Source organism: Bradyrhizobium uaiense (assembly GCF_010811875.1).
Classification (GTDB): Bacteria; Pseudomonadota; Alphaproteobacteria; order Rhizobiales; family Xanthobacteraceae; genus Bradyrhizobium; species Bradyrhizobium uaiense.
Genome location: NZ_VKHP01000334.1, coordinates 1 through 8,661, shown reverse-complemented (window position 1 = coordinate 8,661; position 8,661 = coordinate 1). Strand labels below are relative to the sequence as shown.

General features: G+C 62.8%; 9 protein-coding genes. 4 read left to right on the top strand and 5 right to left on the bottom strand.

The genetic code is table 11. From position 1 onward, the window contains the following. Window positions 1–137 precede the first annotated feature (137 nt). The 4 genes from FNJ47_RS42540 (at window position 138) to FNJ47_RS42525 (ending at window position 4,066) form a co-directional block, all read left to right on the top strand. Window positions 138–812, top strand: a complete 675-nt coding sequence (locus tag FNJ47_RS42540; RefSeq protein WP_163162312.1) for a phosphatase PAP2 family protein — start codon at window positions 138–140, stop codon at window positions 810–812. Beyond that, the gene (locus tag FNJ47_RS42535) at window positions 809–1,408 is read left to right on the top strand and encodes a papain-like cysteine protease family protein (protein WP_163162310.1); all 600 of its coding nucleotides are present in this window, start codon (window positions 809–811) and stop codon (window positions 1,406–1,408) included. Before FNJ47_RS42540 ends, FNJ47_RS42535 begins: the two co-directional genes overlap by 4 nt. Beyond that, window positions 1,405–2,067 carry a hypothetical protein gene (locus tag FNJ47_RS42530; protein WP_163162308.1) on the top strand — a complete coding sequence of 221 codons (663 nt, stop codon included), beginning with the start codon at window positions 1,405–1,407 and terminating at the stop codon, window positions 2,065–2,067. The genes FNJ47_RS42535 and FNJ47_RS42530 overlap by 4 nt, the downstream gene beginning before the upstream one ends. A 340-nt stretch (window positions 2,068–2,407) precedes the next feature. After that, window positions 2,408–4,066: an alkaline phosphatase family protein gene (locus FNJ47_RS42525; RefSeq protein ID WP_236000476.1), complete on the top strand. Its 1,659-nt coding sequence runs from the start codon at window positions 2,408–2,410 to the stop codon at window positions 4,064–4,066. Window positions 4,067–4,542: 476 nt separating this feature from the next. On the opposite strand, the gene FNJ47_RS42520 is transcribed toward FNJ47_RS42525, so the two are convergent. The 5 genes from FNJ47_RS42520 to FNJ47_RS42500 all read right to left on the bottom strand — a co-directional run. Beyond that, the gene (locus tag FNJ47_RS42520) at window positions 4,543–5,865 is read right to left on the bottom strand and encodes an LLM class flavin-dependent oxidoreductase (protein ID WP_163162306.1); all 1,323 of its coding nucleotides are present in this window, start codon (window positions 5,863–5,865) and stop codon (window positions 4,543–4,545) included. A 3-nt stretch (window positions 5,866–5,868) separates the two neighbouring features. Further along, window positions 5,869–6,294, bottom strand: a complete 426-nt coding sequence (locus FNJ47_RS42515) for an OsmC family protein (protein WP_163162304.1) — start codon at window positions 6,292–6,294, stop codon at window positions 5,869–5,871. A gap of 39 nt (window positions 6,295–6,333) precedes the next feature. Further along, window positions 6,334–7,422, bottom strand: a complete 1,089-nt coding sequence (locus FNJ47_RS42510) for an ABC transporter substrate-binding protein (RefSeq protein ID WP_163162302.1) — start codon at window positions 7,420–7,422, stop codon at window positions 6,334–6,336. Window positions 7,423–7,439: 17 nt separating this feature from the next. Continuing rightward, a complete protein-coding gene (locus tag FNJ47_RS42505) occupies window positions 7,440–8,168 on the bottom strand; it encodes an ABC transporter ATP-binding protein (protein WP_163162300.1) in 729 nt (242 codons plus the stop codon). Next, window positions 8,165–8,661 (bottom strand): ABC transporter permease subunit (locus tag FNJ47_RS42500; protein ID WP_163162298.1); only part of this gene is annotated, 497 nt, incomplete at its 5' end. The genes FNJ47_RS42500 and FNJ47_RS42505, both read right to left, overlap by 4 nt.

The following is an 8,661-nucleotide window of genomic DNA, read 5'->3' as shown; positions in this document are numbered from 1 at the left end:
GAGCCTATATGGGTTCGCCACCCCCACAGGGCGCACCTTTCCTGATCTTCGATCCGCTGGGCGGTGAAATCTGCGAGTCGGATCTCAATTTCAAGGCGGTTTTCCCATGGTCAGGCTGGGAGCCCGACCTCTTTGGTGTGATCGCGCTGGCGGAGTTCGGCCAGACGAATTGGCGCCGCTCGATTCAAGCTCCGGATCCGCCAACGGATCATGCCGATATTTTTGCCGAGATCGATCAGCTGGCCGCAATGGCGCGCGACGAGCGCCCTCGCCTGATCGGTGAAATTCTCGATCAAAATTCGCGGCTGCGCGGCTATTTTGCCGAAGTCTTGATGATGTCGCCGTGGTCACATCCCAACTCGCTCAAGATCGTCGAGATGGCGATCCGGGTCGCCCAAATGGTCGCAATCGACTTCAAGCTCCGGTTCAATCGGGCTCGGCCGCAACAGATCTGTCCTGCGCTCGTTCCCTTGATCAATTCGCCGGGGCACGCCTCATTTCCGAGCGCGCATTCGCTCGAAAGCCACCTGATCGCGCTGGCGCTTGCGGATATCCATCCTCGACACACCAAACGGACGCTCGTCGCATTGGCCGATCGCATCGGCCGCAATCGAGAGGTGGCAGGCGTCCATTACCCGAGCGATACCCGGGCGGGAAAGGTGATTGCCCACCAGGCGTTCGAGATCCTTAAAGAATGTCCGACATTCAAGGCGATTTTGGCGGAGGCCAAACGTGAGCCCGGCAAGGCCGGAACACTCGTCCTGCCGTCCGGACATTCGACCTCCAAAAGGAAGCGGGGGAAGCGATCATGACGCCGGCCGCAGATGACACTGCTTCGCTCGTGAACGCGACATGCGTCCCGATCAAACTGCCCCCGCTCAGGCGATCGAGATGGCGGCTGCTCGACTTCAAGAACGAGCACCAGGAAAAGACCAACTGGTGCTGGGCCGCCGTCGCGGCCAGCGTCGCCCATTTTTACCGTCCCTCCAGCAGGGTCACCCAATGCGACATTGCGAACGGACAGCTCGGCCGGACTGACTGCTGCGTGGGCGGCAAGGATGCCTGCAATGTCTACGGCTACTTGATGTCTTCGCTGTTCCGCGTCGGCCATTTCAGGAAATGGACGGCGCGCCGTTCCGCGTCCTTGCGAGAGACCCAGGAAGAAATCGGAAGCAGACGCCCGCTATGCGTGCGCATCGTCTGGAATGGCGGCGGGGCCCACCTTGTCACGATCAAGGGTTACTCCGACGAACCGGCGGCCGGCGGACCCGCGCAAAATGACTACGGCCTGGCGATTGCGGACCCTTGGTGGGGTCTCTCGGACATCGACGCCGCACAATTTCCGAGCGGCTATGTCAACTGCGGCACCTGGACGGACACATACTACACCAGGAGGGCAACGGCATGACGATTTCAGCAGCTGACTGTCCCGACGATGCCCGCGACGCCGTCCTTGCCGGCATGGCCAAGCGCGCGCGCACGCGGGGCTTTGCGACGCCCAAGCTCAACTTCGCACATCGCAAGCATCCCCAAGACCTCCAGCTTTGCGCACCGCATCGCATGGCGTTGCTGCCGTTGAGCACGTTGCGCCGTCTGGCCAAGCCAGACGGGTGCGCGGCCAAGGATCCAGCGAAGATTGAGCTGATTGCGCTCAGTTCCGTAGCAACCATCCTCGGCTGGCGGTTTCTCATCTATGACAGGAACGTTGTTGAGCCGATCGCTGCGGCTCATGCCGTCTTCACCGACCAGGGTGGTTATCGGTTGGCCGAACTGAACGAGGGGCCATACGTAACCGGCTCTCCCAAAGCGCTTCAGGCACCCTCCGTGCGCCGCGCGATCTCATCCGATAGGGACGATGACAAATCCAGTGAGCCGCTTTTGCTGCTCGCTCCGGCGATTTACTTTGCCGGATTGTGGATCCGACATCAGGACACCGATAAAGACTTCATCCTGCCGATGGATTCGAACTTGTTGCCGGCCTTCGTCGACGTCAAGCCCACAGAGGCGCTCACTGCCTTGCTTCAGGCATCGCTTGCAGTTCCAACGGACAGCGCTACGGCAGGGTGATACGCGCAGCCAAGCGCAATTTGGCGAGTGAACGGCAAAAGCTCGCCGTTGCGTTGCGTCGTCCGGTCGGCGCTTAAAGCGCGATGAGATTGGGTTGAATCGTCATCGCGCTTTAGCTCCTTGTTTGAGCATGATCTTTCCGGAAAACCGCTTCGCACTTTTCCGGATCATGCTTTAGCCCTTCCCTTGGGCAGATCAGCAATCGTTGGATGCCGGTCAGCCCCGACCGCGGTCATCGAACTCGCAAGAAAACGTCATCCCACCGTCAATTGACCGCGACAAGTTGTCGCGGCCAGCGCTGACGATTCCAAACTTACCGAAAATAGACAGGGGCGAACTCATGAGTGGTTTTCGTAACTATTGCATGTCGACTGCCGCGATCGCGGCGGCCATGCTCGCTTGCGGCGTCGCCGTCGCGCACGCGGATGATGACAACGATCATTCGCAGCGGCATGGCTACAAGCATGTCCTGCTGATCAGCGTCGACGGCATGCACGCCGTTGATTTGAAGCGTTGGGTCGAAAGCCGCCCCGGCGGCAACTTCGCCCAGCTCACCGGCAAGGGCGTCGTCTATCCGAACGCCTACACCACCGCGCCGTCCGACAGCTTTCCCGGCATGCTCGCGCAGGTCACGGGCGCCACGCCGAAGGGCGGCGGCCTGTTCTATGACGACAGCTATGATCGCACCGAGTATCCCGCCAAGGCCTTCTATACCAGCCAGAATCTTCCCGATCCCGGCTGCGTGAGCCCGGCAGGAACCGAGATCACCAACTTCGAAGCGCTCGACAAGACCTACGACTACTCCAGCGGACTGGTCGCCGATTACACCGCCGGCGGCACGCTCGGTCAGGTCTACACGCAGCTCGATCCGGATCACTTGCAGCGCAAGCTGGTGAACGGGAAGTGCGTGCCGGTCTATCCGCACGACTACGTGCGCACCAACACGATCTTCGAGGTCATCAAGGAGGCCGGAATGCGCACGGCCTGGTCGGACAAGCATCCGGCCTATGAGGACCTGGCGGGCCCCTCGGGCAAGGGCCTCGACGAGCTCTTCACGCCGGAGATCAATTCGCAGGACACGATCGACAAGGGCGCCAAGCCCGGCGACGATTACACCAAGAGCTTCACCGGCGTCCGTTCATACGACTCGCTGAAGGTGCAGGCGGTGTTGAACTGGATCGACGGCTACGATGGCACGCGAACTCAGCATCAAGGCGTCCCCGCGATCTTCGGCATGAACTTCCAGACGGTCAGCGTCGGCCAGAAGCTTGCAAAGGCCGGCAACGCCGATACCGACAAGTCGCTGGTCGGCGGCTATGCCGACGGCAAGGCGACGCCCGGCAACGCGCTCACCCTGCAATTCCAGTTCGTGGACGACGCGCTCGGCAAGTTCGTCAACGAGCTCAAGGCGCAGAACCTCTACGATTCGACGCTGATCATCGTCAGCGCCAAGCACGGCCAGTCGCCGATCGACGTCAAGGACCGCGTAGCGATCTCCGATGCGCTGTACGGCAACACGCCCGGTTTCGGCACCAACGGCTTCGAGATCTGCGACGACGCGGCGCTGGTCTGGCTGTCGCCGGAGCTGCAGCAGGCGACCAACCCGGCGACCGGCAATCCCTATTATGCCGACGCCAAGGCCTACATCCTGGCCCACGCCGCCGACCTGCATATCCAGAAGCTGCTCGACCGCGACGAACTGACCAAGCTCTACGAAGATCCGTTCCACAACAGCCGGGTGCCGGACTTCATCGCGCTCACCGATCATGGCGTGATCTGCACCGGCGGCAGCAAGCTCGCCGAGCACGGCGGCTTCTCCAACGACGATCGGAACGTGCTGCTGCTGCTCTCTTCGCCCCGCATCAAGCATCCGAGGGTCGTCGAGGACACGAGCTTCACCACCCAGATCGCACCGACCATCCTCCGTGCGCTCGACCTCAACCCGCACAGCCTCCAGGCGGTTCGCGACGAGGGTGTCGAGCCCCTGAAGGAAAAATGAGGCCGCAGGGAGCAGTGGCTCCAGGTGCGCAAGACAGCGAACGGCTTGCCCTGCACGCCGTGAGCTGAACGGCTTGGCCTACATGTCGGCGCCCCCGATGGGGCGCCGACACTGCTTTGCCGTGAGACGCTGACCGGCGGCGATCCGGCATCAGCCGAGCGATCGCGCTCGCACGATTCGTGTTGGGAAAGGCGACAGGCGTTTGCAGGCCCTCTGTGTTCAAGAGGACCAACATCTCAACCATGTGGGCGGCTGGACGTGCGAATGGCGGAGAGAGTGTCAGTCAATCCCCATTGAAAGATAAAGCATTTTTGACCTTCGCGGACCCAAACCTACCGCTTGGGCTCCGGTTGAAAACAGAGTTTCGCCTACCGAGCAGGTTCAAAATACTGGAAGCGCAACCACCCGATATGGCATGCGCTGATCGTAGCCATTTGAAACGACTTACAACGGCAACCCGTCGTCAAATCCGCTGGTCAGTTCGGCGGCCGGGCAAGGCCAAGCGATTCGCGCAGGGTCGCGCCGTCATACTCTGTTCGAAAAAGGCCACGGCGCTGCAGCTCTGGCACCAGTTGATGCACCACGTCCTCTACCCCGCCAGGGAGGTAGGGGATCTGCAACATGAAGCCGTCACAGGCGCCGGCTTCGAACCACTCCTGCATGCGATCGGCGACCGAGCCGGGCGTTCCGGTAAAGCCGCTGGTGGTCCGCCCCGCGCCGCAGCGCTGCCCCAGTTCGGCCAGGCTGAGGCCAGAGCGACAGGTCAGCTCTGAGACTTCGCGGTAATGGCCCTCGACACCGGGGACGTTGAGGTTTTCAGGCAAGACCTGATCCTGCGGAAACCGCGAGAGATCGACACCGAGGTGATAGGCCAATGTCGAGAGTCCGGCCTCGGGGTGGGAAAGACCATAGAGTTCGTCGTGCAGCGCCTTGGCATGGCTCTCGGTGTCGGCGATCACCGGCACGACGCCGGGCAACACCTTGAGCGTATCCGGGTCGCGGCCGAACCGCACCGCGCGTTCGCGCAGGTCGTTGCGGAATTCGACGGCGACGTCGATCAGCCCGGGGGTCACGAAGACGATCTCGGCCCAACGCGCCGCGAAATCGCGGCCGCGCGCCGACGCACCGGCCTGGATGAAGACCGGGCGGCCCTGCGGCGGCCGGCTGACATTGAGGGGACCGCGGACATTGAACCATTTGCCCGCATGATTGATCGCCCGGACCCGGGCAGGATCGGCAAACAGCGGCGCCTCGCGATCGCGCACCAGAGCGCCATCCTGCCAGGAATTCCACAGCTTGATCGTGACATCGAGAAACTCGTCGGCACGGTCGTAGCGCTCGTCACGCGAAAGCTGCTCGGTCAGCCCGAAGTTGCGGGCCTCCGCTTCCTGGAACGAGGTGACGATGTTCCAAGCCGCACGGCCGCCGCTGATATGATCGAGGGTCGCCAGCGCACGGGCCAGACCGTACGGCTGCGTGTAGGTCGTGGAAATCGTCGCGCCGAGTCCGAGGTGCTTCGTCGCGCCCGCGATGACCGATAGCACCACCAGCGGATCGAGCCGCAAGGCGCCATAACGGAGCTGGCTGTCCAGGCTGCCGCCGAGCGTGTCCGGAATCGCAACAATGTCGGCAACGAAGAGCAGGTCAAAGCGCCCTTCCTCCAGCAACCGGCCGATGTTCTGGTAATAGCCAGCCGACAGCAGGTCGCCATTCGCTTTCGGGTGCCGCCATCCGCCGTGACTGCCCGAGACCGGGCCGGCGGAGACGAAGGCGGCGAGATGAAGTTTCCTGGCAGTCATCGATCAGCTCACGGTCCAGGAGATTTCGACGGGTCCGCCGCGCTTGAGTGTGTTGTAGATCGGACAGTTGGATGTGAAGCCGCTGACCAGCGTTTCGGCCTCGCTCTCGGTCACGCCGGAGAGCCGCACCGCGATGCGGATCGATTCATACTGCGTTGGATCGGTCGCATGACGCTGGAATGTGACTTCGGTCCGGGCTTCGCGCAGGGCGATGCCCTGCTCCTTCGCAGTCTTCTGGATCAGACCAAGCGAGCAACTGCCCAGCGACGACAGCAGCAGTTCGCCTGCCGTAATTGCCTCACCCGGCCCACCGGCAGCCGCGCGCTGGTCCGAGACGAAATGATTCCTGCCTGCGCTAAGCAGATAGCGGCCGAATAGGCCGATAGTCGATGATGTGATGGTGACCGTCTCACCGATTTGGGCGCTCATGATGATTTCTCTGTGTTGCTGATTGCCGCGACGAATGGCCTATTCGCCAAGCTCCAGGGCAACGGCTCTCTTTGCTGCGTCGAATTGCGCACCGAGCAGGAACGACCGCACGTCAACCTTGCTCGGCAGGACGCCCAGGGCGTGGAAATTATCTGCGAGATCCTGCGTGGAGACGGCAGCGGCTTCATCGATCGGTCTCAAAGCGACAGCCGTGGACTCGGATAGTCTGGCGTCGCGGATCAGCTTCTCGTACACGGCCCGCTCGGCGCCATCAGGCGGAAAGCCGCCTTGGGACGCCCACAGTGCAACCGATTCTGCCGGATGCGCGAAAATATAGGCCTGCGTCTCCCGGATGATCTTGACGAACTTTGCAAAGACTTGCGGGTGCTTCACCGCGACCTCGCTGCGCGCCACGTAGAAGGCGTAGTCGTAGGTCTTGACGTCCGGCAACAGTCGCGCCTTGTCGCCGAGCTTCGTCAGCGCGAGAGCCGTCGCGGGCTGCCAGTGAATCCAGCCGTCGATGCTGCCTTGCGCAAACGCGGTGAACGCGTCCGCCCCGCTCAGGCTCACGGCCTGCACGTCGGATAGCCGGAGCCCGGCAGTCTCCAGATATTTGATCAAGCTATAGGTGCCGGTCGTCCCGTTCTGATGGGCAATCTTCTTGCCCTTCAGGTCGGCTGCCGTCCTGATCGCCGAGCTGGCCTGCACGAGAAAGTCGACCTCGTCGACGGGCAGCGGATAAGCGGCGAGCGGCACGATCGGCACGCGCGCGGACACGGCGTTCACGACGGCGGTCGCGGTTGCGAATGTGAAGTCGACCGAACTTGCCTTCACCGCCTCCATGACGGGAAGCGAAGCCGTGAAGCCCGGTTGCCAGACGATCTTGGTGCCGAGCTCTTGTTCGAGGTTTCGGCCGCCGGCGCCGGCACGCAGCGAGGCCCAGACACCGGTGCGGCCGTCGCCGATGACAGCCACGGTCAGTTGAGATGGCACCGATTCTGCGACACCCGCAAACGACACGCCGCGCGCGCCGACCGTCGCCGCTGCCACCGTCACCCCGGCCGACGCCAGGAATGTTCGGCGCGAAACGGTACGACGGCGCACGCCAACCAAGCCGTTCGAAATCATTCGGTCATCCTCATGTGTCACGCGACCGCCGGAATATTGCCTTCCGCGGACAACAAACCGTCGAGTAAGTCTTCCTTCAGGGTAGCCAGGGCCGGGTCGCCACGATGCCTCGGACGTGGCCGATCGAACACGAGGTCCCGCGCAATGCCGCCGTCCTTGACCAGGAGTATGCGATCGGAAAGCAGCAATGCCTCCTCGACATCGTGCGTGACCAGCACGACGGTACGAGGGCGCGCCGCTAGCAATTGTTCCAGCAGCAATTGCATCGCCGCACGGGTGATGGCGTCGAGCGCGCCGAAGGGCTCGTCGAGCAGGAGGAGATCCGGTTCATGAATGAGCGCCCGCGCCAGCGCCACCCGCTGCCGCCGCCCGCCGGAAAGTCCGATCGGGAACTCGCTCTCGCGCCCCCGCAAACCCACGGCGCGAAGGATGTCAAAGGCCTCGCGGTCACGGCCCTTGAGGCCCAGTTGGACATTGCCGAGCACAGTCCGCCACGGCAGCAGACGATCCTCCTGGAACATCAGGCGCACATCCGCGACGTGGCCGGTCGCGCGCAGTTCGATACGGCCGCCGGAAGGTGTCTCGAGGCCCGCAACGAGGCGCAGCAGCGTTGACTTGCCGGCACCACTCGGGCCGATGATCGAGACGAACTGGCCCGCCGCGATGTCGAGATCGATCTTGTGCAGGACGGATCGGCCTGCAAACGACTTGCTGACCGAGCGCAGGCTGACCTCCGCGCCGCTCATGCCTTCCCCCGATCGGCATAGTTGGGATGCCAGCGCAACAGTCGTCGCTCGATCAGGCGCGTCACGAAGTCCGACAGCCAGCCTGCGATCGCGTAAAGGATGATCGCCAGCACGATGATGTCGATGCGCAGCAGCTCGCGGGCATTTTGCACGAGGTACCCGATGCCGTCCCGCGATGCGATCGTCTCGCCGACGACCAGTGTCAGCCAGGCGACGCCAAGCGCATAGCGGATGCCGACCAGGATCGGTTGCAGCGCCGCCGGGAGGATGATGGACCACACCAGCTCCACAGGTCCGAGACCATAGGATCTGCCGAGTTCAATCAATTTGGGATCGACATTGCGAATGCCGCCGACGGTATTGATGTAGACGGGGAACAACGATCCCATCGCGACCAGGATCAACCGCGGCTCCTCACCGATCCCGAACCAGAGGATCATCAGCGGCACCAGCGCCAGATGCGGAATGGTTCGGATCATCTGCAGCGAGCGGT

Coding starts and splice junctions, on each gene's coding strand:
- FNJ47_RS42525 (WP_236000476.1), top strand. CDS start 2,408: ATGAGTGGTTTTCGTAACTATTGCATGTCGACTGCCGCGATCGCGGCG.
- FNJ47_RS42530 (WP_163162308.1), top strand. CDS start 1,405: ATGACGATTTCAGCAGCTGACTGTCCCGACGATGCCCGCGACGCCGTC.
- FNJ47_RS42505 (WP_163162300.1), bottom strand. CDS start 8,168: ATGAGCGGCGCGGAGGTCAGCCTGCGCTCGGTCAGCAAGTCGTTTGCA.
- FNJ47_RS42510 (WP_163162302.1), bottom strand. CDS start 7,422: ATGATTTCGAACGGCTTGGTTGGCGTGCGCCGTCGTACCGTTTCGCGC.
- FNJ47_RS42520 (WP_163162306.1), bottom strand. CDS start 5,865: ATGACTGCCAGGAAACTTCATCTCGCCGCCTTCGTCTCCGCCGGCCCG.
- FNJ47_RS42535 (WP_163162310.1), top strand. CDS start 809: ATGACGCCGGCCGCAGATGACACTGCTTCGCTCGTGAACGCGACATGC.
- FNJ47_RS42515 (WP_163162304.1), bottom strand. CDS start 6,294: ATGAGCGCCCAAATCGGTGAGACGGTCACCATCACATCATCGACTATC.